Source organism: Paenibacillus andongensis (genome assembly GCF_025369935.1).
GTDB lineage: Bacteria > Bacillota > Bacilli > Paenibacillales > NBRC-103111 > Paenibacillus_E > Paenibacillus_E andongensis.
In genome coordinates this window covers 1,896,851-1,921,686 of sequence record NZ_CP104467.1, presented here as the reverse complement: position 1 = coordinate 1,921,686, position 24,836 = coordinate 1,896,851, and the positions used below count along the sequence as shown (strand labels likewise).

Annotated in this window: 22 protein-coding genes and 1 other annotated feature; of the genes, 3 read left to right on the top strand and 19 right to left on the bottom strand. The window is 45.6% G+C overall.

Translation table 11 applies throughout. From position 1 onward, the window contains the following. Positions 1–61: 61 nt before the first annotated feature. The 10 genes from NYR53_RS08870 to NYR53_RS08825 form a co-directional block, all read right to left on the bottom strand. Positions 62–1,210 carry an FtsW/RodA/SpoVE family cell cycle protein gene (locus NYR53_RS08870; protein WP_261304834.1) on the bottom strand — a complete coding sequence of 383 codons (1,149 nt, stop codon included), beginning with the start codon at positions 1,208–1,210 and terminating at the stop codon, positions 62–64. Between the two features lie 7 nt (positions 1,211–1,217). Beyond that, the gene (gene minD, locus NYR53_RS08865) at positions 1,218–2,012 is read right to left on the bottom strand and encodes a septum site-determining protein MinD (protein WP_047675989.1); all 795 of its coding nucleotides are present in this window, start codon (positions 2,010–2,012) and stop codon (positions 1,218–1,220) included. A gap of 40 nt (positions 2,013–2,052) precedes the next feature. Next, complete coding sequence (gene minC / locus NYR53_RS08860; protein ID WP_261304833.1) at positions 2,053–2,712, bottom strand: septum site-determining protein MinC; 660 nt, start codon at positions 2,710–2,712, stop codon at positions 2,053–2,055. A 72-nt stretch (positions 2,713–2,784) separates the two neighbouring features. After that, positions 2,785–3,312: a rod shape-determining protein MreD gene (gene mreD / locus NYR53_RS08855; protein ID WP_261304832.1), complete on the bottom strand. Its 528-nt coding sequence runs from the start codon at positions 3,310–3,312 to the stop codon at positions 2,785–2,787. 13 nt (positions 3,313–3,325) lie between these two features. Next, positions 3,326–4,189 (bottom strand): rod shape-determining protein MreC, encoded by an 864-nt coding sequence (mreC, locus tag NYR53_RS08850; RefSeq protein ID WP_261304831.1) that lies wholly within the window; start codon positions 4,187–4,189, stop codon positions 3,326–3,328. A 21-nt stretch (positions 4,190–4,210) separates the two neighbouring features. Continuing rightward, entirely contained in the window at positions 4,211–5,245 is a 1,035-nt protein-coding gene (locus NYR53_RS08845; RefSeq protein WP_261304830.1) for a rod shape-determining protein, read from the bottom strand. 36 nt (positions 5,246–5,281) lie between these two features. After that, entirely contained in the window at positions 5,282–5,971 is a 690-nt protein-coding gene (gene radC / locus NYR53_RS08840) for a RadC family protein (protein WP_261304829.1), read from the bottom strand. Positions 5,972–6,083: 112 nt separating this feature from the next. Continuing rightward, positions 6,084–6,533, bottom strand: coding sequence for an RrF2 family transcriptional regulator (locus NYR53_RS08835; protein ID WP_261304828.1), 450 nt, complete (start codon positions 6,531–6,533; stop codon positions 6,084–6,086). 121 nt (positions 6,534–6,654) lie between these two features. After that, complete coding sequence (locus tag NYR53_RS08830; RefSeq protein WP_261304827.1) at positions 6,655–7,257, bottom strand: Maf family protein; 603 nt, start codon at positions 7,255–7,257, stop codon at positions 6,655–6,657. A 55-nt stretch (positions 7,258–7,312) separates the two neighbouring features. After that, positions 7,313–7,555, bottom strand: coding sequence for a DUF4321 domain-containing protein (locus tag NYR53_RS08825; RefSeq protein WP_047675969.1), 243 nt, complete (start codon positions 7,553–7,555; stop codon positions 7,313–7,315). Between the two features lie 146 nt (positions 7,556–7,701). Between NYR53_RS08825 and NYR53_RS08820 the strand changes: the two genes are divergently transcribed. Continuing rightward, the gene (locus NYR53_RS08820; protein ID WP_261304826.1) at positions 7,702–8,952 is read left to right on the top strand and encodes an N-acetylmuramoyl-L-alanine amidase; all 1,251 of its coding nucleotides are present in this window, start codon (positions 7,702–7,704) and stop codon (positions 8,950–8,952) included. 49 nt (positions 8,953–9,001) lie between these two features. Here NYR53_RS08820 and NYR53_RS08815 read toward each other — a convergent pair whose 3' ends face one another. From NYR53_RS08815 to NYR53_RS08790, 6 genes are all read right to left on the bottom strand, one after another. After that, the gene (locus tag NYR53_RS08815) at positions 9,002–10,351 is read right to left on the bottom strand and encodes an SPOR domain-containing protein (protein ID WP_261304825.1); all 1,350 of its coding nucleotides are present in this window, start codon (positions 10,349–10,351) and stop codon (positions 9,002–9,004) included. A 160-nt stretch (positions 10,352–10,511) separates the two neighbouring features. Then, positions 10,512–11,900 (bottom strand): UDP-N-acetylmuramate--L-alanine ligase, encoded by a 1,389-nt coding sequence (gene murC, locus NYR53_RS08810; protein ID WP_261304824.1) that lies wholly within the window; start codon positions 11,898–11,900, stop codon positions 10,512–10,514. A gap of 7 nt (positions 11,901–11,907) precedes the next feature. After that, positions 11,908–13,284, bottom strand: a complete 1,377-nt coding sequence (locus NYR53_RS08805) for a bifunctional folylpolyglutamate synthase/dihydrofolate synthase (RefSeq protein ID WP_437180137.1) — start codon at positions 13,282–13,284, stop codon at positions 11,908–11,910. 70 nt (positions 13,285–13,354) lie between these two features. Next, positions 13,355–16,024, bottom strand: a complete 2,670-nt coding sequence (locus NYR53_RS08800; RefSeq protein WP_290428990.1) for a valine--tRNA ligase — start codon at positions 16,022–16,024, stop codon at positions 13,355–13,357. Positions 16,025–16,123: 99 nt separating this feature from the next. Beyond that, positions 16,124–16,376: a binding site (T-box leader), on the bottom strand. A gap of 179 nt (positions 16,377–16,555) precedes the next feature. Beyond that, positions 16,556–17,578, bottom strand: a complete 1,023-nt coding sequence (locus NYR53_RS08795) for a LysM peptidoglycan-binding domain-containing protein (RefSeq protein ID WP_261304822.1) — start codon at positions 17,576–17,578, stop codon at positions 16,556–16,558. 117 nt (positions 17,579–17,695) lie between these two features. Then, positions 17,696–18,583, bottom strand: coding sequence for an RluA family pseudouridine synthase (locus NYR53_RS08790; protein ID WP_261304821.1), 888 nt, complete (start codon positions 18,581–18,583; stop codon positions 17,696–17,698). A 281-nt stretch (positions 18,584–18,864) separates the two neighbouring features. Between NYR53_RS08790 and NYR53_RS08785 the strand changes: the two genes are divergently transcribed. Next, positions 18,865–20,343 carry a phosphodiester glycosidase family protein gene (locus NYR53_RS08785; protein WP_261304820.1) on the top strand — a complete coding sequence of 493 codons (1,479 nt, stop codon included), beginning with the start codon at positions 18,865–18,867 and terminating at the stop codon, positions 20,341–20,343. A 63-nt stretch (positions 20,344–20,406) separates the two neighbouring features. On the opposite strand, the gene hemL is transcribed toward NYR53_RS08785, so the two are convergent. Continuing rightward, positions 20,407–21,705 carry a glutamate-1-semialdehyde 2,1-aminomutase gene (gene hemL / locus NYR53_RS08780; RefSeq protein WP_261304819.1) on the bottom strand — a complete coding sequence of 433 codons (1,299 nt, stop codon included), beginning with the start codon at positions 21,703–21,705 and terminating at the stop codon, positions 20,407–20,409. Positions 21,706–21,775: 70 nt separating this feature from the next. Here hemL and NYR53_RS08775 point away from each other — a divergent pair, with 70 nt between their 5' ends. After that, the gene (locus tag NYR53_RS08775) at positions 21,776–22,435 is read left to right on the top strand and encodes a Crp/Fnr family transcriptional regulator (protein ID WP_261304818.1); all 660 of its coding nucleotides are present in this window, start codon (positions 21,776–21,778) and stop codon (positions 22,433–22,435) included. On the opposite strand, the gene hemG is transcribed toward NYR53_RS08775, so the two are convergent. Together hemG and hemH are read right to left on the bottom strand one after the other, a co-directional pair. Then, complete coding sequence (hemG, locus tag NYR53_RS08770) at positions 22,432–23,892, bottom strand: protoporphyrinogen oxidase (protein WP_261304817.1); 1,461 nt, start codon at positions 23,890–23,892, stop codon at positions 22,432–22,434. The genes NYR53_RS08775 and hemG overlap by 4 nt on opposite strands. Then, on the bottom strand, positions 23,889–24,836 hold the full coding sequence (gene hemH, locus NYR53_RS08765; RefSeq protein WP_261304816.1) for a ferrochelatase: 948 nt from the start codon (positions 24,834–24,836) through the stop codon (positions 23,889–23,891). Before hemH ends, hemG begins: the two co-directional genes overlap by 4 nt.

Sequence of the window (24,836 nt, the reverse complement as noted above, 5' to 3'; positions counted from 1 at the left end):
AAGATTATGTGGACAAAAAAAGCCCCTGACCAAAGGTCAAGGGCACTGCATTCCTAGATATTCAGAAAAATTCAGGTTCGCGTTCCTGATGCAGCTTTACGCTCATCACGAGGCCTAATGAAAGCATATTAATCAGTAGAGAAGTTCCCCCATAACTGACGAAAGGAAGGGTGATTCCCGTTAACGGCATGATACCAATCATCATCCCGACATTTTCAAAAATTTGAAAGACGAACATGGAAACCACACCGACTACAACATAAGCTCCGCTAAGCTGAGTACTTTGGATCGAAATGAGGATCATACGGTAGATGAGTAAAAAATAGATCAACAAGAGGACAGCAGACCCGCGGAAACCGAATTCTTCACCAACTACGACGAAAATCGAATCGGAATACGCGAATGGAATGAAATTACTATGAACAGAGGTGCCTTTCAGAAAACCTTCGCCTTCCAAGCCTCCTGAACCGATCGCTCTTACCGCATTACGAACCTGATAATTATCATCAGCAGACACCTCTTGGGGATAAAGGAACGTATCAATACGATCCATCCAATGACTGAAACCATAACCCTTAAGCAGTTCAAACAAGGAGTGATGGAAATACTTATATAACGTCAAAAGCAAGAAACCAGCGCCTATGAGTACGACGGTGCTAAGTAAGACATGCGAGTATTTAATATTACCAATCCAAATCATTCCCAACAGAATGATCACAAAAATGATCGCATTCCCTAAATCAGGTTGAATGAGGACCAAAATAAACGGTAATAACACGGCTGCACCGACTGGGATAATATCATTCTTGATTTGCAGTAAATCACCTTTGCGTCTTGCCAGTAGTGCGGTAACAGCCACGATTAGAATTAACTTCACTAACTCCGCTGGTTGAAAGGTTAAGCCGCCCGGGAGTTCAAACCAGCCGCGCGCCCCATGAATTTTCGTCCCAAAAAAGTAGACAGCGACCAAAGAAAAGATGCCGATACCATAAAGATAGGGAGCGATTCTAATTAATACTCGATAATCAAATAAACTGCTTGCAACGAATGCTGCTAGACCAACGCCGTATAAGACCAGTATTTTTGTGATACTAACGTTAATTTTTGGATGATCGACAGATGCACTGTACACAAGCATCGTGCTAATGACCATAAAGGCAATCAAAATGACAACAATAGGAATATCTATGTTTTTCAGTTTGGCAAGCACGGGTCTATCATCCTATTCCGATAAACTTTTTCATACGTTTGACCCAGCCGGTTTTGTCCTCCAATTGCATGAGCGGCACCGTGTCGCCCAGAATACGACGAGCGATATTGCGGTAAGCAATCGCTGCGCGCGACGACGGATTCATTACGGTGGGTTCACCTAAGTTGGCTGCTTTGATCACATGCTCGTCATCTGGAACTATCCCTAACAAATCGATGGCGAGTACCGAGCATATTTCATCAATGTCCAGCATCTCACCTTTCTTCATCATCATGGGACGAATGCGGTTAATGACTAACTTAGGTGAGGAAATTTTCTCATTCTCCAGCAAACCGATAATGCGATCAGCATCACGTACAGCCGCATTTTCCGGTGTAGTAACAACGATCGCTTTGTCTGCACCGGCTACGGCATTCTTAAAGCCTTGTTCGATGCCAGCTGGACAGTCAATTATGACAAATTCGAAATCTTTTTTGAGCTCCAAGATAATATCTCTTACTTGCTCTGGGGATACGGCATGCTTATCCTTCGTTTGAGCAGCTGGCAAAAGATAAAGCTCATCAAAGCGCTTATCCTTAATCAATGCTTGCGGCAAACGGCAGCGGCCTTCTGCAACATCCACAAGATCATAAATAATACGGTTTTCCAGACCCATGACCACATCCAGATTGCGCAGACCAATGTCGGTATCTACCATACAAACTTTTTTCCCTAAAAGCGCTAGTGCCGTTCCAAGATTCGCAGATGTCGTTGTCTTACCAACGCCACCTTTTCCTGAAGTGACGACGATTGCCTCTCCCATATTTCCTCACCCCACACGCTATTTTTACAATTACAAATGATTATTTTACATTCGATTCCGGCCAGATACGATGAAGCTGGTGCAGCTTATCGATTTCCATTTTACCTTCTTTTACATAGGCAAATTCCATGAAAGCCTCATCGATTCCCCATTCATCCGGTGGACGACTAATAATTCCGGCAATCCTAAGCTGCGTGGGACGCATATGAGAAGCAGCAATAATCGCATTCTCATCGCCATCTACCCCTGCATGCGCCATGCCGCGAAGTGATCCCATTATATAAATGTTCCCTGTAGAGGTAATGGTTCCGCCAGGATTAACATCGCCTAAATATAATAAATCACCCTCGTTGTGTAGGGTTTGTCCCGACCGAATCATTCCTTTGAGCGTTGTCATAGAAACCGCAGACTCTTCTGCAGCTTCCTCTTTAGGCGACTCACTTTCGATCGATTGGATAAGCAGGTTGCCTTTTTGCCGGATGACGGACCGAATTTCTTCCTTCTGTTCTTCGGTCGCTTCTCGGCTGCCTAATTTAACGTGCACATGAATAATCGGTCCAGTCAATATTTGTTGATGCGTTTTCTCAAGCTTGTGCTGCAGCTCTTGCAGTAAATCTTGCCATTCGCATGCGTCATTTAGCAAAAAAACAAGGCCATCCTTGACCCCTTTTATCATCACATGGTGCTTTGTTACGGACATAATTGCGCTACGACCTCCCAACCTATACATTTCGGTTCATGTCCTGAATTCTCCTGCCTAGAGCCTGGAAAATTAATCTTCGTTTCCGGACGGCACAATCCGCTTTCCTTCAAGCAGCTTGCGGATAGGAACGTAGCAAATCAAGGCGATGAGCAGATTAAATAGAACACTCGGAAGCATGTAGTGGGTGAGAGCAAACTTCAAATCAATATCAATGAGCTTGAACAACCGATTAATTCCATAATTAATAAACTCAAACAAGAGCAAACCAACGCCAGTTATGAGTAAATTATAAAAAATCAAATTAGGCTGCCTTCGCTGTGCCAGTCCGGCCAAATAACCAGTAAGCCCCATACCGAAGGAATATACACCTAGCATCGATCCATAATAGTTAAAGTCGTGCAATAGTCCGAACAAAAGCCCATAAATTAATGCGGTATGACGATGATGAAAAAGTCCGATAAACAATATGAAAACAAGTGTTAAATGGGGTGTAACATTAACGCTAGATTGCCATGATGAAGGGATCAGCCAAACAAGCAAAGTTCCTTGCAGGATAAACAAACCGAGTAGAATGAGCCACAATAGATGTCGAATCACTTAACGGCTCACCTCATTTCACTTCCGGGACTTCGACAACAAACACTTCTCGGATACGATTGAACGAAGCTTTGGGCTTCACCATAACCTTGTATGTAATGCCGAATTCCCCTGGACCTATGGAAGAGATTGTCCCTACCTCAATGCCCTTAGGAAATACTTGCCCCATGCCGGATGTAATGATCGTTTCCCCGATCTTCATATCGTCCGCATGTTCAACCTTGTTCATCACAAGCTCGCCTGTTTTGGAGTCATAAGACTCGATCATACCGAAGGGTTGACTCTCATTCCCCTTCACAGTGACAGCAATAGCCTTAGAGTTATTATCGGTGTCATTGGTTTCCGTGAGTAATTGAACATTAGAGTGAAAACCAAACACCTTACTCACCCTGCCGATCAACCCATCTACGGTCATGACGGCCATATTCTCCTTGATGCCATCTTTGTCGCCTAAATTAATGGTAACCGTGCTATTATACGGATCCGGATCAATGGTTACGACCTCAGCAATGCGATACGTATATACGTTAGCCTGACGCTGTCTTTCTGTGAAGCCAAGGGCCTCCATTAATCGCTTGTTTTGTGATTCTAGCTCATTCAAACGCTGTGTATCTCGTGCATACTGCGTAAGCGTCAGTTTCAACGTCTTATTTTCCTCGTAGATGACTCTTAGCTGCCGGATATCTTCGAAGAAACCCGCTACCTGCGCAGCGGGCTTGTAGAGTAGTCCTTGCGTCCATGATACCGAGTCTTTGACAAATTTCTCCGGCCATGTCATAGGTCCCCGGTTCCCAAGTGTCAGTCCCATCAATATAAAGAAGCAGACTAGACCGAACATCAGAAAAATCAGCCTCTTGTTGCCCATAAATTTAAACAAATTAGCACCTTCTAACGAATATTAACGCTTATATCTCGAACTGGATCCTGATCTACTCTTGAACAAATGGATATTTTCCAATGCGCGACCCGTTCCAATCGCCACACAATCTAACGGATTATCAGCAACGAGTACTGGCATTCCGGTTTCTCTGGCAAGCAGTCGGTCAAGATTACGAAGTAATCCGCCGCCACCCGTCAGTACAATTCCGCGATCCATAATATCCGCTGATAATTCAGGCGGGCATTTCTCGAGAGTAACCTTCACAGCGTCAACGATCGCATTCACTGTGTCCGTTAATGATTCCGTAATTTCATGCGATGTAACACTTAGCGTTTTGGGTAAGCCGGAAACAAGATCCCGTCCTCGTATTTCGAGGGACTCCGGCTCGTCCATTGGAAGTGCCGATCCGATTTCCATCTTAAGCGTTTCGGATGTACGTTCCCCGATCATCAAATTATACGTTCGTTTAATGTATTGAATGATGGCTTCGTCCATTTCATCGCCGGCGATACGGATGGAACGGCTTGTTACAATCCCTCCAAGCGAGATGACAGCAACCTCCGTTGTTCCCCCGCCAATGTCGACAACCATGCTTCCTGTTGGTTCCCAGACAGGAAGATCAGCACCGATCGCTGCTGCGAAAGGCTCTTCAATGGTGTAAGCTTCGCGAGCTCCAGCCTGTTTCGTCGCATCCTCAACAGCACGCTTCTCAACAGCTGTGATGCCTGAAGGCACACAAACCATGACATTCGGGTGGCGCGCGAATAACCAACGCTGCTTCTGTGCTTGTCTTAAGAAGTAGCGAATCATCGTAGCGGTCGTCTCAAAATCAGCAATTACCCCATCCTTCATTGGACGAATTGCGCGAATGTTTCCTGGTGTACGACCGATCATTTTTTTAGCGGCATCTCCGACAGCCTCGATTGTTTTTGTATCAGTACGTAGAGCAACCACGGACGGCTCCCTAACGACAATTCCTCTGCCTTTTACATAAACCAGTGTATTCGCTGTACCTAAATCAATTCCTAAATCTTTGGTAAAACCACCGAACATGGTAGTTGCTCCTTTCCTATTGCGATATCTATTATATTACATAAAGCCTTGTTCCTTCAAACTTATGAATCTCTGATCACCAATGATAACATGATCAAGCACTTCAATACCAATTATAGTTCCCGCTTCCATTAGCCGATGAGTGAGCTGTATATCCTCCGGACTTGGCGTTGGATCACCGCTTGGATGATTGTGCACACAGATGATCGAAGCACTGCTGCGTTTGATTGCCGCACGAAACACTTCGCGAGGATGAACAATAGATGCGTTGAGGCTGCCCATCGATAATGTTTCCTGCGCAAGCAAATGGTTCTTTGTATTGAGAAATAAGCAAACGAAATGTTCCTTCTGCAAATAGCGAAGATCTTCACTCACTAAATCTGCAATATCCTTGGGAGAACGAATAATAACTCGCTCCGCAAATGTACTCTTGGCCAATCTTCGACCAAGCTCGATCCCAGCTTGAATTTGCAAAGCCTTCGCATCGCCGATTCCTTTGATTTGGGTAAGCTGGTCTTTGCTCATGTCAACAAGGCTGCGCAGCCCGCCGCTTTCACTTAATATACGACCTGCTAGCCTCAGCGCAGACTCCGACACCGTCCCTGTTCGAAGTAAAATGGCCAGGAGTTCTGCATGACTTAATGCACCTGCTCCGTATTGGAGCATTCGCTCTCTAGGTCTTTCCTCCTGTGGTACTTCTCGTAGCATCAAGCTTGTGACTTCCATGAATTCCCCTCTTTCATTATGTAGGTTGTGTTACTTATTCGCATCCCATTCATTCGGATAAGTGCCCATAAAACAAAAATAAAGCCCGCGGATTTGTAAGATCCGAGGGCTTCTAGGACAATTGCTCTTTATTCGATTGTGGACACTCGAATGCTCTGATTTGTTCCAGCATACTGCCGATGGTATGTCCATCAAAGTATATTTCCATCTGCTTCTCTGCGTCAATGAAAACCTTCCCCATCAAAAAATCCATTTTAGATGAAATGACGCAGGTCTTATTCTCATCACCAGAGCACCAGCTCGGTTTCAAGGAACCATGACAAGTTAGTCGGTAAATTTCGCCGAGTGTCACCTCGTCCGGATTGCAGCTAAGTATGAATCCGCCACCGATCCCTTCTTTCGTAGAAACGTAACCTGCTTTTCGTAGAAAGCCCATAACTTTACGTATACGAGCAGAATGGGTGGATACATTCGCAGCAATTTCTTCACTGGTTGCCATATGATCGGGCAAATGAGCCAGAAATACGAGACTGTGGACGGCTATTGTAAATTCGCTGTTCATGGCCAAATACCTCCCAGAAGAATGCGAAGTCATGTCGCTTACTGTCATTGTAACCGTTACAGATTACACAGTCAATGTATGCGTCCTACTTTAGACATAATTTCCAGCTAGGATCAAGTGATTATAGAACTTGAATTTCAAAGCTTAGCAGCAGATCACTGAGTAGAGAAAGCGGCAATCCAACAACGGTAAAGTAATCACCTTCAATCGATTCCACGATCGTTGCTCCGATCCCTTGAATCGCATAGGAACCTGCTTTATCCTTAGGTTCTCCAGTGGCGATATAACGATGAATTTGTGCGTCAGACATAATCTTCATCTTCACATGAGTCACACGATGAGAGACAACCTGCTTACCTGTAGCCGCGTCCACACAAGCAACTCCACTATAAACCTGATGCGTACTGCCTTGCAGTGCTTTAAGCATCCGGAAAGAATCCTGTTCATCCACCGGTTTACCCAAAACTTCATCTTGATAGACAACGACGGTGTCCGATCCGATGATGATTCCTTCTTTTTCACTAGCTTCAAGCATTTCTAGAACAGTTGAAGCTTTACGCAAAGAGAGCACTTCTACGAGTTCAGATGGCGATATTTTTTCTTCGACGGTCTCATCTGCGTCACTCACTCGAATGATATAGGGTAAACCAAGTGATTGAATGAGTTCCTGCCTCCGCGGCGAAGACGAAGCAAGAATAAGTCTTTGTTTAGGGGAATGACTCAAAAGAAACAACTCCTAGCTGATTGTTATTTACTATGGTTTTCTTAATGCAATCCAGTTACACCTTACGATACAGGAGGTACGCCCCTACTAATCCAAGAATACTGCACAGGTTTAGTTTCACCAAAAGATGGAACTCATATTTCACGACTTGTAAATCAGCTTTGGGCTCCCATGAAATTTGTGCCGATTTGGTCAAAAATGCGAGAGCAGGCACTGCAGCCAGCAGCTGGCCTATGATAATCCCGGTAATTAAGCCGACGATTAAAAATACGATCAATGTGAAGGTACCTTTTTTCATTCCTGTCATCCTCTCTTTATGTACAAGCCCTATTATACGGGTAGACTCTTCTTTTTTCCAAGTAAAAATAGGATAGGGTGGCGTTTCTTACCAGCTTACAACGTAAGCCGATCCTAGTAAGATAGTTAGCGGAGGGATTTCAACTTATGACTCTACTTAAAAGACTTATCCTTTTATCCTTATTCCTTACATTTGCATTTCCTTATCAAGCCTTCGCTTACAAAGTTGTCCTCGATGCCGGACATGGTGGTAGTGATCCTGGAGCGACCGGTATAAACGGGTTGCTTGAAAAAGATGTCAATTGGGACATCACCCAGAAGGTACGGGACGAGCTCGTCGCAAAAGGTTACGAAGTCGTCTTAACAAGAACAGATGACTCCTATTGGTCACTTGCGCAGCGAGTCGAATTCACAAATGCTCAAAAAGCGGATTTATTCGTATCTATCCACGCCAATTCGCATCCGGACGGCAAAACGAAGGGAACTATGGTTCTCTACTACGACAATGATTATCCGCAAGAAGACTATCCAGCAAGTGAAACGATGAAAAAATTAACTCCGTATAGTAAAGACCTCGCACAGCATGTTTTGGATTCTCTACTAGCTGCAGCCGGCACCAAAAACTTAGGTCTCATTCCAAGTGCCGTTTATGTAGCCAGAATGGGAACAATTCCGAGTATTCTCGTGGAGACAGCCTTTCTTAACCAAACAAGCGACGCAGCTTTGCTTGCAAGTGACTCTGTTCGGTCTAAAATGGCTGCAGGTATTGCGGATGGTATTGCTGCCTACACACCGCCATTGTTCACAGATTCACTTGGTCATTGGGCCAGAGAAGCGATTTTGCGGATGAAAAATAAAGGGATCATCGAAGGCATAGCTAATCGTTATGAACCGGATCGTGCTTTAACAAGAGCGGAATTTCTCACATTAATGGATCGGGTATTTACATTCAGCAAGTTGAAAGCCGTCTGTGAGCCGAGCGGAACTGTGACATCCAGCGTTTATGGCTGCCAATCTGCCGCTGAGCAAAGTTACATAGACTTGCCGTCATCTCATTGGGCAAACCCTGTATTTGCCAAAGCCAAAAACTTAAACCTCTTACAGGGCTACTCCGATGGAACGATTAGACCCAATCAATCGATCACGCGAGGCGAAGTCGCTTTTCTTTTCGATCGCCTTTTGCAAATGTCGTCTATAACAACGAATAGCCAGCCCGTTCCGGCAACAGAGTCTTCCGCATCATTCAACGATGTACCTGAAGCATTATGGAGTGCTAAGGCCATTTATGCACTTAGAAATAAGGGCATCATTGATGGTATAACGGATACCGAATTTAAACCAAGTCAAACGATTACCCGTGCAGAGATTGCTGCCATGCTCAATCGCTACTACAAATAAAAAGCAGTGTGTTCAAACTCCTGAGAGTTTTGGGCACACTGCTTTTTCATTAAGATACGCTGATTTTCTTTAGCAGCTCTCTCTGAGCAATAATGTACTGCATCATGGACGATTGAGCTTGCCATAGCATAGCAGTGGAAGGACTCTTCTTGTATTCTTCCATGGATTGAACCGCACTGTTGATCGACGTTGTCATTTTTTGCACGAATGACTTCGTGTCATCACCTAGCCCCTCGCCTAGCGAGGCCGACAATGTCGTAAGCAGCTGATGCGAAGAGCGAATCGATTGCAACGATGTTTCAGCCAGCGGGGTTGGCTTCGTCTCAGCCAAATGAACAAGCGCCAATCCATTGATCGTATTCACCAGTTTATCACCTTCGCTAATGAAGGTTGGAACCGACTCCGGTTTTGAACCGCTCCAACGAATTCCTGTGGCCGCAGGGATATCCATATTTTTCATATAAACTTCAATGGTTTTATCCGTTGTTTGCACTTGTTCTCTTAGAGCGAGAGCGTCATCTCGGTTTTTGGCAAATCCGACGAATACGGTTAGCTTATCTGTGGTGTCAAGCGCAGTGGCTAGTCCTTTCTTCTTCAAGGTATCTTGGATAGCTTGAGCTCCCTGTAAATTACTAAACACACCATTTTGAAGGAAAGTATAGGATTTCGCAGGAATTTGAACCGCTGTGACCGCTGAGGCTGAAGCAGGAAGGGAGGATGCTTGATCTGTCGTCGTTTTAGTTGCTCCTGTTGGCGCTTTCGATGGAACTGCTGCTTGTACATTAGGTGAAGCAACTGTAATCGTATGATTACTCGATGCCGTATCTTTGGTATCACGATCGCTTGAAAACATGGAGAGAACAAAGAATCCAAACGCAATCCCCGTCACCACCGCTCCTGCCACTGATGTAGCAATTCGAATCCAAGGAGTACTCGTTGATTTCGCGTATCTGGCACCTGTCCCCGCTTCCGTATACGGCTCCTTAGACGTCCAGGTTGACCACTCATCCCGATGTCGGTCAGAAGTAGGCTCAGCTCTCTCTGTTGACGGATTTCTTACCGTTGGATTCTCTCGGGCCGCCTGTGACTCACGAATGATCCGTTCCACTCGCTCACCTTCTGATTCAATCTGACTGTTCCAGCTTCCAAAATCCGTCGTGAACGTATTTAAAGCATGAGGTTCAAAGATTTGTTCGACTTGCTCCCTCTCCGCTTGATGATAAGGAGTCACCTCATCCGAAGTATGACGGTCAATCGTAGAATCTATAACCTTAAACTCTTCCTGATAGAGTGGTATCACTTTCTCCTCTTGATCAGGTACGCGCGATGCTCTACGGGTCGATTCCGACCTTTCTTGTGGATCGAAACGGTAGGTTATTCTTGCTTTATTCTTATTCATCTCTCAATCACTCCTCGTAATATTTATTTGGAAACGGGCATAGCGCCGCGTCGTCTTGTCCAAATCTTCTGTTACTAGATTATGATTGAGAGAACCCCATTATGTTTCTTTCAGCAAAAAAAGACCGCCTCCAGCCATTTGGCTTGCAGCGATCTTTCTTCTAACTATTCGCTTCGTACTTTTTACGCAGCGATTTGGCTAAACCATCCGCTGTTTTCCAGATGTCGCCCGCTCCCATGGTTAACACCAAGTCACCAGGCTGCACATGCTGAATCAGATAAGTAAGTACCTCATCTCGAGTTGCCATATGCTGAACATTCGGGTTGCTGTTACTGCGGATCAATTGGGTCAGCTTGGCTGAATCTATTCCCTCAATTCGCTTCTCGCCGGCTGGTGAATAGATATCCGTAATAATAACCTCATCAGCTTCATCGAATGAGCGGCTGAACTGTTCAAATAAATAATAGGTTCTCGTGTAACGTTGCGGTTGGAATACAGCTATGATCCGTTTGCCTGTTGCTTTTGCTGCGGAAATGGTAGCTTGAATCTCCGTAGGATGATGCGCGTAGTCATCAATGACCAATATATTCGCAACTTCTCCCATCACTTGGAACCTACGCTTTGCACCGCGGAATTCTTGAATGGCTTCTGCAATGTTCTCGAAACGGAGTCCTGCTTCCAGACAAGTGATAAGTGTAGCTAGTGCATTATACACGTTGTGTTTACCTGGTACGGACAAGCTCACCTGACCGAGTTCCGCCCCTTTGAACTGAACAGTAAACGTAACCTTACGATCACCTAACGTAATATCGCTTGCAACATAATCAGCCTCAGTATCTATACCATACGTAATAACTTCGCTTCCAATATGCGGAATCATTTCACGTAAGAACGTATCATCATTACAAACAATCGCTCTCCCGCCAGGTCTAACTTGACTGAGGAACTGCTTGTAAGCTTTCTTTAAATTCTCGAAATCACCATTGTAATTCTCCAAGTGATCCGCTTCTATATTGTTCACAAGTGCGAGAGTCGGGTGATATTGAAGAAAGGTTCCATCACTCTCGTCCGCTTCTGCTACGACGAATTCACCCTTGCCAGCCTTGGCATTACTGCCAACATTCATGATCTCGCCACCGATGATATAGGTCGGATCTATGCCACAAATCTCCATGACTAAAGCAATCATTGATGATGTTGTTGTTTTGCCGTGGGCCCCGGCTACCGCAATGCCTTTGCGCTCGTTCATGAGCCGAGCAAGCATTTGTGAGCGATGAATAATCGGAATATTCAATTGTTCCGCAGCTTGCATTTCTACGTTATCTTTGGCCAGAGCGGTTGAATACACAACTAAATCGGCTCCTGACACGTTCGTAGCTTCATGTCCGATGAAAACTTGCGCACCCTTCGCTTTCAGCTTTTCTGTAAGCTCTTGCTGTGCCAGATCGGAACCAGATATCCGGTATCCCATTTCCAGCATGACTTTGGCAATGGCACTCATGCCGTATCCGCCGATGCCTATAAAATGTACGTGTTCTGCTTGACTCACGCCGTTCTCACCATCCTTTTTCAGAATCGGTTTGATAGGTAATCCAAGAACGAACATCAGAGATTAAATACAGCGTGCCGGATACGACCGCCAGATCATCCTGCTCAGTTCTACTTGTTAGTGTTTCTAAGGCTAGCTTCCAATCTCGCTCGACAATGATATCTACCGTTCGATTCATCTCACGCAGCAGCTCACTTGCAATCCCAGCAAGCATAGAAGCGTCGCCTTTTTTATGAAAATCAGGTTCCGTAATTATAAGAGTATCCACCAATGGTAGTATATGCCTTAAGTAGCCTGTATGATTCTTCGTCGAAAGCATTCCTACCATCATATGAAGCTTCCGGTACGTATATACACTTTGAAGCGCGGCAGCCAGTGTTGCGGCCCCTTCAGGGTTGTGAGCGCCATCGAGTAATATACGAGGCTTGCTCGAAACCATCTCAAGTCTGCCCGGCCAACGTGTCTCCTTGAGTCCTTTGAACAGATCTTCATCATCTACGATGCACGCATAATATTGACGAAGAACTTCAAGCGTCATTACGGCCACTGCTGCGTTCTTCAATTGGTGTTCTCCGTTTAGTGAAATCGGCACACTAGTAATATTTCGAAACGGCCCGCTAAAATCAAAAGTTTGGCTATCTAGCTCACTTGTCACATTCGTGAAATTGAATTGTCCGCCAAGAGAGTAGAGTGTTGCTTTTTTCGCCTTGGCTGTTTGATCGATCACACGCCAAACCTCATGGGGCTGGACAGCGGTAATGACGGGTACACCAGCTTTAATAATTCCTGCTTTCTCTGCTGCTACTAATTCGAGTGTATCTCCCAAGATTTCCATATGGTCATGGCCGACATTCGTAATGATGGTGACGACAGGATTCACTATATTCGTGCTATCCAGCCTTCCCCCGAGACCTGTTTCCCATACTACGTAATCGGGATATGCCACTTTGCCGAAATACATAATCGCTAGTGCGGTCGAAATTTCAAACATTGACGGAGGACCGACCTCAGTCTCTGCAATTTCGTCTACGATTGGCTTCATATCATTCACCAGTCTGAGCAGCACGTCGTCTGGAATGTCGGACCCGTTCACTTGGATACGATTCGTATACTTCTCCAAATAAGGAGAGGTGAATGTACCCACGTCATACCCGCAAGCCTGCAACACAGAAGAAAGATAGGCACATGTAGAGCCTTTACCATTCGTCCCAGCCACATGAATGAACTTCAGCCTGCGTTCGGGGTGCCCTAGTTTCTCCATTAACATCTGCATTCGTTGAAGTCCCGGTTTTATGCCGAGCTTCTCCATCCGGCCGACAATCCAAGCAATGGCTTCTTGCGCGGTCTGGAATTCAGCCGAAGGGGTGTCTTTGATTTTATCCATCGATCTCATCCTCATTTACTATATGAATCAGCTTGTTTTCGTAACTAGGCATTCGTTTGTTTTACCGCAATTATCCTTTTAACTCCGCCAATCGAGCGATCACTTTGTCTCGCTTATCGGCATAATCAGCAAGCTTTGCTTTTTCTTCCTCGATGACCTTGGCTGGCGCCTTGGCCACAAAGCCCTCATTGCCCAATTTCTTCTCGATACGCTCTACTTCACCGTGCAAAGATTGTAATTCTTTATCCAAGCGTGTGAGCTCTTGCGCAATGTCAATAAGACCAGCCAGCGGCAAGAAAAGCTCTGCTCCTGTAATGATAGCCGTCATTGCTTTCTCCGGAGCTGCCATCTCTGCGTCGATTTGGAGCAGGGATGTGTTACAGAAACGCTTCAGGTATTCTTCATTGCTGCGGAGTATGCTCAGCGTTTCGCTGCTAGCCGGCTTTACAAGCAGTTCAACTTTCTTACTCATCGGCACATTCACTTCGGAACGAATATTACGAACGGAACGAATTACGTCCATCAAGAGTTCCATCTCACGAACAGCGTCAGGCGATTCGAAAGCCTCATTCTCTACTGGCCAAGATGCAAGCGTAATGGTCTCTCCCACATGCGGCAGATGCTGCCAAATCTCTTCTGAAATGAAAGGCATGAACGGATGAATCAAACGTTGTGTATGATCAAGAACGTAAGCAAGTACGGACTGCGTTTTACTCTTAACAGCTGCATCTGCCCCATATAAGCTTAATTTACTAAACTCAATGTACCAATCACAGAGATCATCCCAGATGAAATTATACAGCAAGCGGCCAGTTTCTCCGAATTCATAGCTGTCAATTAGACGCGTCACGTCACGAACGGTTTCATTCAGGCGGTGCAGAATCCAGCGGTCTGCCGTACCCAGTTGACCCGTTAAATCAATATCCGCTGCGTTTACACCTTCAAGATTCATTAAAGCAAAGCGAGATGCATTCCATATCTTATTGGCAAAATTCCGCGCTTGCTCTACACGTTCTAGGCGGAAACGCAGATCCTGCCCAGGTGTGCTGCTCGTCGAAATCATATAGCGCATGGCATCAGCGCCGTACTTCTCGATAACTTCAAGCGGATCGACACCATTGCCGAGTGATTTTGACATTTTGCGCCCTTCGGAATCCCGTACAAGACCATGCATCAATACATCTTTGAACGGAATTTGATCCGTAAATTCAAGAGCAGTGAAGATCATCCGAGCTACCCAGAAATAAATGATATCATAGCCCGTAACCAGTACATTCGTCGGATAGAACCGCTTCATATCCTCCGTCTCATTCGGCCAGCCTAACGTGGAGAATGGCCACAATGCGGAACTAAACCATGTATCAAGCACATCGTTGTCTTGGTTCAAGTTCGTGCTTTGGCAATGCGAGCAAGCCATTGCGTCTTCACGCGTTACCGTGATTTGTTTGCAATCCGCACAATGCCAAGCTGGAATACGATGTCCCCACCACAACTGACGGGAAATACACCAGTCACGCACGTTTTCAATCCAGTTTAAGTAAATTTTCTCGAAACGATCCGGTACGAAGTTAACGCCTTTGCCTGATTTTTGTACATCAATCGCTTGATCAGCAAGCGGCTGCATTTTCACAAACCATTGCGTAGATAAATAAGGCTCGATTACTGCGCCGCTGCGCTCGCTATGACCTACTTGATGAACGTGTTCCTCTATTTTGATAAGAACACCTTGCTCTTTCAAGTCAGCGACAATTTGCTTGCGGCATTCAAAACGATCTTGGCCTTGATAAGGACCCGCATTCGCGTTCATCGTGCCGGATTCGTCCATAACCAGAACTTGCGGCAGGTTGTGACGTTTCCCGACTTCGAAGTCGTTCGGATCGTGAGCCGGCGTAATTTTAACAGCACCGCTTCCGAACTCTTTTTCAACATACTCATCCGCAATGATCGGAATCTCACGATTCACGATAGGCAGAAGTAGCATTTTGCCGATGAGATGCTGATAGCGCTCATCCTTGGGATGAACAGCGACAGCTGTATCCCCGAGCATCGTCTCAGGACGAGTCGTAGCAACAACGATTGAACCTGTCCCATCCGTCGTTTTGTATTCTAAGTGATAGAGAGCGCCTTGCACCTCTTTATATTCTACTTCAATGTCAGATAGCGCTGTACGAGCCGCTGGATCCCAGTTAATAATATAATTCCCGCGGTAGATGAGACCTTTCTCATAAAGGCTAACGAATACTTCGCGAACGGCTTGCGATAGGCCCTCATCCAAGGTGAAGCGTTCACGCGAATAGTCCAGTGAGAAGCCCATTTTGGCCCATTGCTCACGAATCGTGTTCGCATATAGCTCCTTCCACTCCCAAACCGTCTCCAAGAACTTCTCGCGTCCAAGATCATAACGTGATTGTCCTTGCTCACGGAGCTTTTGCTCAACCCTAGTTTGAGTAGCAATACCTGCGTGGTCAGATCCAGGCAGCCAAAGCGCGTCATAACCCTGCATCCTTTTGGTGCGAATTATAATATCCTGAAGTGTGAAATCAAGCGCATGCCCGATATGCAGCATACCCGTAACGTTCGGTGGCGGGATCACAATGGTGTAGGTTTCCGCATCAGGACGGGTGCCCGCTTTGAAAAATTCATTTTTAATCCAGTAATCATACCACTTGCGCTCAGCTTCTTTAGGATCATACGTAGTAGGCATTTGCAATTGTTCTTTGGTCTCATTAGCTTCTGTCATAAGATTACCTCCATTACTATTATCTCTGTTAAACAAGCTTATAAGGCCTGTAAGTCATCTCACATCGGCATCCATTCAAACAAAAAAAGCCCTCCGCCCGCAAAGGACGAAAGGCTTGCTTCCGTGGTACCACCTTCATTCCGCGCAGCTTCAAAAGAAGCGCGTGGCTCTCAAACAGATAACGGCTGCGGCCGGCGAATGCTAATGCTGCTCACCGCTTAAACGGATGCATACAATCACATTCACTACTCCAGGGCGACTTCGTTCGGTTGCTTCCTATGGAACCTTTCAGCGCTACCAGTTCCACTCTCTGAAGGGCTTACCGACTACTACTCCCTATCAACGTTTCCAATATTACTCAAAATGGTTTACATCATATGATATCGAACATTTGAAATAGAGTCAATATATCATTCCAGTATTACCGTTTATGTATAAATTATGCTTGCTTCCGATAGATGTTACGAAAATGAAATAAGAGCCCCCAGCCGCTAGAAGCAGCCAGAGGCTCTTGCCTATGTAACCTGTTATTTATCTAGGCAGATAAATAACCTGACCAACTGAAATTTCTTGATCACTCATTCGGTTCAGAAGTTGAAGCTCACGCGGGTTGAGTTGATATCGTTTGGCAATAGATTCCAACGTATCTTCTTTTTGAACAATGCATAGTTTTAGTTTCCTGAACTCTTGTGATCCTGTGCTGCTCTGAAGAAATAGTCGCTTCCACTCTACAGCATCTATTCGACTCTCTTCCGCAAGTGCAGCTTGCGCTTCTGCTTCTGCATTCCGCTTATCGGTAAGATACGAGCCTGCCTTAGAAAGTAGCGATTTAATACCGTACGGGTTGATGTCCACAGCCTCATCCGCCTTTTTGCCAAAGGCGACTTTGAGTTCTTTCTTATCTTCCGTAACCACCGTGCTTTCTTGATGGGGGGTCACTTTTAATTCGGTTTGTTCAATCTCCACGACAACGACACCATCGTCAGCATTAACCTCATTTTGAACGGGAGCAACAAATGGAATAGCAGCAGCAATAGACGGTACATTTACAGGTTCTCGTATGGTTGGAATTGCCTGTGGTTCCTGCGAAGGTTGCGGCTGATAGGGCATAGGTGGCACGGAACTTGGGATGTTAACCTCATGAACGAAGGTAACTTCCTCTTCTTCCCGCCAGTTCTCCGGCGGAGCCGAAACAATTTCGACACCTTGTAGGGAAAGAACACCTGTAACGTTCAGACTTCGTGCAGATAAAAGATCAATATCAAAATTTTCAATTTCGACCTGAATATCTTCCACACGATGAATGCGATTTAAAGGTAATGTGATCTCGACTGGAATCAGATGCTCTAGTGATCTGGGAGTATCCCTTTCTTCACTAAAATAATTACCCGTGAGCAGCAAGTTTCCTTTCAGGATTGCCTGATCATCCAAAGTAATTACCTGAATATGAGGAAGCAATTCTACATCATTTAATTCTTGTATCCCCGCCAAATCTTCTTGCAAATGAACGCGCTCATAGATATCGAACCTTAAACCTGGTTGTTGTTCAGACACCGAATTAATCCTCCCTTCCATCAAATCCAGATGCTGGACAGCATTCGGATTGTTTGGCCATTTACTTGTTTGTCTCTAAAAGTATATGGGTAGGGTGGGCTAGGCATGACTACATTTTTACAGGGCTGAAACTTCTTCTAGTAAAAGCTTGAAATCTTGCGGCAGCGGAGCATGCACGATGACCTGCTTTTGAGTAACCGGATGATCGAATAAAAGCCTCTCTCCATGCAAGGCTTGTCGATGAAACAAACGCGATGAACCCCCGTAAAGAGAATCCCCTACTAATGGGTGGCCTAAATGACTGAGGTGGACTCGAATTTGATGGGTTCTCCCTGTTTCTAACTCTAATTCCACGAAAGCTGCTTTCTTCATTTGCTCTATAACCCTATAATGCGTTACCGCTTGATCACCGCTTGGTGAAACTCTTCGTTTGCCTGAGATATAGCGATCTTTACCGATAGGTTCATCTATCGATCCCTGCTTTTTCCGGAATACGCCTTCAGCTAGCGCCACATAGCGTCTATCAATCCGTTTGTCACGCATCGCTTCATCAAGAAGCACATGCGCCCACTCATTTTTGGCATAAAGTACAGCTCCGGTCGTATCTTGATCTAAACGATGGATGTGCCGAACCCCGCAAGCCTGGCCAGTCGATTCAAAATAGTAGGCTACCGCTGAAGCCAACGTACCGCTTTGCCCTGCTTCTGCTGGATGTACGGACATGCCTGCCGGTTTATTAACGACAAGGCAAAAGTCGTCCTCATACAAAATGCCAAGATCATAAGACTCCTGTCTGAAAGCAGCCTTCTCTTCAGGAAACGCATGGAGTCGAATTTTGTTATCTTGAATCCGGATAAGGCCTTGAGAGGCTAGTCGAAGAAAATACTTTCTAGGAACTGGCAGCATAACTGCTAATTCTTCGATAGCTCCCGGTTTAAGCGGTTTCCATAACGGATTTGGAACCGGGAGCTCCAACCATTCACCGCTGCGCTTCCACTCCGTCATTTCAGTGTTCCTTTACGAAAAGATAAATAGATTACGAGCAAAATCACTAGAAAGCCAAAAATAACGGCCATTAAATCTATTGGAAAATCAAAAAAGTAATATCGTTTCATAGAATCCATGACTCCTTAAGAAAATAGGGATTATGTACACTTTATTTTAACAATTACCAATAACTATTGCATGCTAAAATATGATAATATAAATCTTGTATTGTTTTTTTTCGACATTACTTATCAAAATATCTAATACCAAATAGAATAATAGAGCAGGAGAGGACAACCTTGGGTAGTTCAATATTAGAGCATTTTCGGAGTTATAGTTGGCTGAAACGCACTTTTCTCATTATAGCTGTTTGTACTTTTCTGAGTTCAAGCTTCTTATTTCTAACTCCTCCTGGGAAAGATTTGCGCGAATATTTGGCTAAAACGGTTATTACCACGCAGCATCGTGACTGGGCCTGGATTTTCGTTGGTGCTGAACGTAGAGATCAAATGGTTCTTGAAATGCAAAATTTGACCGAAATCAACTCTGTTGAAAAACAAGATTTGCGGGCGGTTCAATTCAATAAAAATCGTCCTTTGGAGAGTCTTGTAAAAGTCGAGGACATTTCCGGTCAGTTCTGGAAAGGTAAGAAAATGTATGTGTATGACCCACGAACCATTCGTGTTGTCGTTCCCGGTAAGCAAGGTGAAGGGGAGCGAATTACATCCATGGTGCAGCGTACCGGTGCTGTCGCTGGCGTAAATGGCGGCGGATTTAATGATCCGGACGGATTAGGAAACGGATTTGCCCCAATTGGAGCTATTATGTCCGGTGGGAATATACTTTATACCGACCAAGAAGGCAGCATTGCTCAACATATTGTAGGATTTACCAAAGAAGGAACGCTTATTATCGGTAAATACACAATTAACGAACTTTTGAAGCTGGGTGTTACGGAAGCTGTATCCTTTTACCCACGCGTTATCGCTAATGGAAAACCGCTCATTACGAGCGGTGACGGAGGATGGGGACGCGCACCTCGTACCGCTGTCGGACAAAAAGCCGACGGTACGGTTATCTTCATCGTGATCGACGGCCGGCAAACACACAGTGTAGGCGCAACTCTCAAAGAAGTACAGGATATGTTCCTTGAAGATGGCGTCATAAATGCTGGCTTCTTGGATGGCGGAGCTTCCTCCGAGATGGTATACAATGATGAGTTGATCACGAAACCTTCTAGCCGTTATGGAGAGCGTCGCTTACCTTCCGCTTTCTTAGTTTTTGATCATCCCGACCAAGTTAAAGTGAAGAACGTTTGGGAAGGACTTACGACAATCGATCCAGGCGGTGCTTATGACCACCCTGACTTCTTGAAAGAACAAGCAACTAAAAAAGCGAACCCGCCTAAAGCAACAGCTACACCGAAGTCAACAACGTCTACCAAGCCTGAATCCAGCAGTGAAGCTGGTAAAAACGGCACATCTAATCCACCTTCAGGATCAGATAATGGGACGGTCAAACCAAGTTCATCAGCGAAGCCTGAAACTTCACCGACGCCTTCACCGAAGCCAAGTCCATCTCCGAGTACGGGCACTGGCAACGGAAATGCAGGCACAGGTTCTGGCACTGGCATAGGAAGCTCTTCACCAGGAGCTTCCACATCATCAAAGCCAAGCCCGACGCCTACACCGAATACAAGCCCTATCCAAGGGCAAACAAACAACGGGAATAGTACATTGCCATCTCCAACCGTTCCTCCTACAGTAAAAACAGAATAAATTCTTCTACATAAATCGCAAAAGACCTGGCCGCATTGGCCAGGTCTTTGTATGTTCACAAACTTATAATCGTTTCAAAGCTTCGCGATGAGCATCGATTGTGGCATCGATATCTTCATCGGAGTGTACCGTTGATACAAACATCCCTTCGAATTGCGAAGGTGCAACCGAAACTCCCAAATCCAGCAAATGGCCAAAATAAGCATTAAATTTAGCCAGATCAGATGTTTTGGCTGTATCGTAATTCGTGACCTTCTGCTCGGTGAAGAATGGACATATCATGGACCCTACTCGGTTTATTGTGCTTGCTACACCAAATTCAGCTGCATTCCCAGCAAATCCAGCTTCCAGCTTCGCGGACTTGCGTTCCAGTTCCTCATACACATTGGGCTCACCCAATAAGGATAACGTAGCGAAGCCAGCTGCCATCGCTAGCGGATTACCGGATAAAGTTCCCGCCTGATAGATTGGACCTGCAGGAGCAATCTGCTCCATAATGTCCAGTCGGCCTCCATAAGCGCCAACAGGCAGTCCTCCGCCAATGACCTTACCTAGACATGTTAAATCAGGCGTAACGCCGTACAAGCCCTGAGCGCAGTGTTTATGCACACGAAAACCCGTCATTACCTCATCAAATATTAGCAAGGAACCATATTGCTGCGTAATCGTACGTAAACCTTGCAAAAATCCTTCTGCTGGAGGCACTACGCCCATATTCCCTGCAATCGGCTCTACAATTAAAGCGGCGATTTCTTCCCCAAACTTTTCAAAGACTAATTGGACGGATGCCAAATCATTGTAAGGCACGGTGATCGTATTCGAGGCTACGCTATTCGGAACCCCTGGACTATCCGGAAGGCCTAATGTAGCTACACCTGAGCCAGCTTTGATCAGCAATGCATCTGCATGTCCATGGTAGCTTCCTTCGAATTTCACGATCTTATCACGCTTCGTAAATCCGCGGGCTAACCGTAGGGCGCTCATGGTCGCTTCCGTCCCTGAATTCACCATGCGAACCATATCAATCGACGGCACGCGTTCTATAACCAGCTTTGCCATTTCCGTTTCTAGAAGCGTCGGAGCACCGAAGCTCGTCCCCTTCTCGGCCGTACTTTTAATGGCTTCCAGCACGACAGGGTGAGCATGTCCTACAATTAGTGGGCCCCAAGATCCTACATAATCGATAAAAGTATTGCCGTCAATATCCGTTACGCGAGAACCTGAGCCCTTCTCCATGAACAAAGGTGTTAAACCAACTGACTTGAAGGCGCGAACAGGACTATTCACTCCACCAGGAATGATCTTCTTAGCTTCTTGAAAGGCAGCTGAAGAGCGCGTGTCGATTCTGCTCGAATTTTCCATAATTTCATACCCCCAGTAAACGATCTATGATAAAATGAGTTGACTTACAACATATAAAGGCGGTACCCATATGATCGAAATCCTCAAAAAAGTACCTTTATTCTCCCAATTGAATGAAGAACATTTCAACGCTCTAGCTCAGATCTGTACGAAACGCTCCTTTACAAGGAGTACCGTCCTATTTTCCGAAAAAGAAGTTGGCTCTGTCTTTTATATGGTCCTCAGCGGCTCCGTCAAAATTTTCACAACAAGCAGCTCCGGTGAGGAAAAAATATTGTCCATCTGCAAATCAGGCGAAAGCTTCGGTGAACTTTCACTGATAGATGGCAAGCCGCGCTCTGCTTCTGCCCAAACGTTGGAAGACAGTGTGCTTCTCACATTGACAGGACAAAATTTCCTCGATCTGCTACGCACTCATTTTGACATTACCTTGGGCATTATGCAAGAGCTCAGCAATCGACTGCGTGATACGAATCAACAAGTGTTTGACTTGACCTTCTTAGACGCGAGAACGCGTGTCATCAAAAGTTTGATCACAATGGCCAATAAACATGGGCTGCGTAACGGATCTACGATTACCATTAAGCTCGTGCTTAACTTTGATGAAATATCTCAACTAGCCGGCGTGCAAAAAGCGACACTTATGCAGGTGATTCGTGATCTTGAAGAAAAGCAAATCTTAACCATTTCATCATCCGATTTCAAATTAGACCTGGCCAAACTTCGTTAAATCGAACTAGCTACGGCTTCCTGTGACTGGTTTTGGACCAGGTCTGCAAGCTGCAGAGCAGCCTCTTTACCTTGCCTTATACAGTCAGGAAGACCCACACCATGAAACCCGGCGCCCACGACAATGACTTGAGGCATAGCTGCAGCAAGCTCTTCACGAAACTGTGCAATCTGCTCCAGATGACCGACAGGATACTGGGGCATGGAATGCATGAGGCGAGTTACATCCGTAAAGAGCGGTTCCGCCTTTAGTCCTAGCAATTCTCGAAGATCATGGCGAGCTTTGCTAACTAGTTGTTCATCCGACCACTCCGGCCATTTTTGCTCACCTGAACGACCGATATAACAGCGCAGAAGCACCTTCCCGTCTGGGGCTGTGTGCAGCCATTTGGCAGATGTTAAGGTGCACGCCGTAATCGTCCTGCCCTCGGTTTTGGGTACTAGAAAGCCCGACGCATCCAGTTCAAATGGGATATCTTTGCGATCGAAAGCCATAATTACATTCGCCACAGAAATGTACTCAATCTTCTTAAGCTGATTTGCTGCGGGCAGATCTGCTAACAAATGCGCTGCCTGATAAGTCGGCGTAGTTAGGATAACGCCATCTACCACTTCACTATGCCCATCTTCAAAGATAACCTCGGCTTGCTGCTGCCCCATTTTACGAACAGATATAACCCCAACGCCATTTCGCAGATCCACAGTCTTTAAGGCGTCTTCTAAGCCCGAAACCAACGTCTGAAGTCCCTTCTTGAACGTTACAAAAAGCGAGTTACGAACACCGGAAGGTAAGTGAGCACTCTCTTCACTCACATTTTTGCGGCTCGCCATCATCCCTAGAATTAAACTTCGATGCTTCTGTTCCATCGCTCGAAACTGTGGGAACGTTGCTTTCAAACTAAGCTTAAATGTATCACCGGCATAAATCCCTGCTAGAAGCGGTTCCACGATGCGCTGAAGCACTTCTTTCCCTAATCGGCGCTCCAGGAAATGCCCAAGCGATTCATCCGTCGATAAATCGCGCTTAGGCAGAATCAAATCGAGTGCAGCTCGCATTTTACCTAACGGGGAGATGAGGCCCGTCTTCATGAACGGTGTCATCTGCGTGGGTATGCCGAGCACTAAGCCAGGCGGCATGCGGTGCAGCTTGCCTTGACGTACGATGTAGGTCTTTTTCGCCCCAGGATTCGTACCTGTAAGCTCTTGTTCAAGCCCAAGATCATAAGCCAGATCAATAATAGGACGCTTCCGTGCAAGGAAGGAATCCGGACCCTTTTCAATGACGAATCCTTCTCGCTCTATGGTATGAATTTTCCCGCCAAATGTCGGGGACTTCTCCACCACAGAAAGCCGAAAAGGGGCTTCCGCCGACTCCAACCTTTTCTTTAAGTAAAAAGCTGCGCTAAGCCCCGTAATCCCCCCGCCAATAATCATGTAGTGAGGAATCCTAGTACTCATGATAAACGGGTGACCTCTTTCCATTTCTTGTAGACAACATCACTCAATGTTTCCAGGTATAGAGGGTCTGTATTTAGTGATTCTGTTCGTTCCAAATGCAGTCCAAGTTCCTTAGCCAAAGCCTGTGCTTCAATATCAATATCGTAGAGAACCTCCAGATGATCGGAAACAAAACCTATCGGACATAGGAGAACATTTTTGACGTTTTCTTCTTGATTGATCTTTTGAAGAACTTCCAAAATATCCGGACCGAGCCACGGCATCGCTGTTTGCCCAGCACTTTGCCAACCAAACTGCCAATTCGTCAGACCTACACGTTCAGCAATGGCTTTGGAAGTGGCAAGCAATTGATCTGGGTATGGGTCTTTCATTTCAAGTATTTTCTCAGGCAAGCTGTGGGCTGTAAAGATAACACGCACATCATTGCGATCAATACCTGCGAATTTCTCCAAGGCTTTATCAACACGTGTGCTAAGGGCATCAAGCAGTTTCGGATGAAGATGGTAGTCAAGAACGAAATCAATCTTCAGACCAAGCGCCTCTGCCTTATCTTTCGCTCTTTTCACGTAGCCGCCAACACTCATAGTGGAGTAGTGAGGGGCCAGAACGACTCCTACAGCCTCTGTAATACCGTCCTTAACCATTTGCTCCACACCGTCTTCTACATAAGGCTGAGCATGCTTCAGACCCTGATAACAGACGAATTCAAGTTCTGGATGCTCTTGACGAAGTGTACTCTCCAGGCCTTTAACCTGCTTGTTCGTATTTTCACGCAGCGGGAAAAACCCACCTACAATTGCCTCATAACGAGCCGTTAACTCATGCAGCTGTTCAGGCGTTGGAGGGTGCCCGCGTCTAATATGTGTGTAGTAAGCTTCAACTTGATCCAAACTTTCCGGAGTACCATAAGACATGACTAAAACACCAATGCGCTGACTTCCCAT

Coding starts and splice junctions, on each gene's coding strand:
- NYR53_RS08790 (WP_261304821.1), bottom strand. CDS start 18,583: ATGACGGAGTGGAAGCGCAGCGGTGAATGGTTGGAGCTCCCGGTTCCA.
- NYR53_RS08815 (WP_261304825.1), bottom strand. CDS start 10,351: ATGAATAAGAATAAAGCAAGAATAACCTACCGTTTCGATCCACAAGAA.
- NYR53_RS08775 (WP_261304818.1), top strand. CDS start 21,776: ATGATCGAAATCCTCAAAAAAGTACCTTTATTCTCCCAATTGAATGAA.
- radC (WP_261304829.1), bottom strand. CDS start 5,971: ATGGAAGTCACAAGCTTGATGCTACGAGAAGTACCACAGGAGGAAAGA.
- NYR53_RS08845 (WP_261304830.1), bottom strand. CDS start 5,245: ATGTTCGGTGGTTTTACCAAAGATTTAGGAATTGATTTAGGTACAGCG.
- NYR53_RS08800 (WP_290428990.1), bottom strand. CDS start 16,024: ATGACAGAAGCTAATGAGACCAAAGAACAATTGCAAATGCCTACTACG.
- hemL (WP_261304819.1), bottom strand. CDS start 21,705: ATGGAAAATTCGAGCAGAATCGACACGCGCTCTTCAGCTGCCTTTCAA.
- NYR53_RS08820 (WP_261304826.1), top strand. CDS start 7,702: ATGACTCTACTTAAAAGACTTATCCTTTTATCCTTATTCCTTACATTT.
- NYR53_RS08825 (WP_047675969.1), bottom strand. CDS start 7,555: ATGAAAAAAGGTACCTTCACATTGATCGTATTTTTAATCGTCGGCTTA.
- NYR53_RS08835 (WP_261304828.1), bottom strand. CDS start 6,533: ATGAACAGCGAATTTACAATAGCCGTCCACAGTCTCGTATTTCTGGCT.
- NYR53_RS08805 (WP_437180137.1), bottom strand. CDS start 13,284: ATGGATAAAATCAAAGACACCCCTTCGGCTGAATTCCAGACCGCGCAA.
- minD (WP_047675989.1), bottom strand. CDS start 2,012: ATGGGAGAGGCAATCGTCGTCACTTCAGGAAAAGGTGGCGTTGGTAAG.
- minC (WP_261304833.1), bottom strand. CDS start 2,712: ATGTCCGTAACAAAGCACCATGTGATGATAAAAGGGGTCAAGGATGGC.
- hemH (WP_261304816.1), bottom strand. CDS start 24,836: ATGGGAAGTCAGCGCATTGGTGTTTTAGTCATGTCTTATGGTACTCCG.
- hemG (WP_261304817.1), bottom strand. CDS start 23,892: ATGAGTACTAGGATTCCTCACTACATGATTATTGGCGGGGGGATTACG.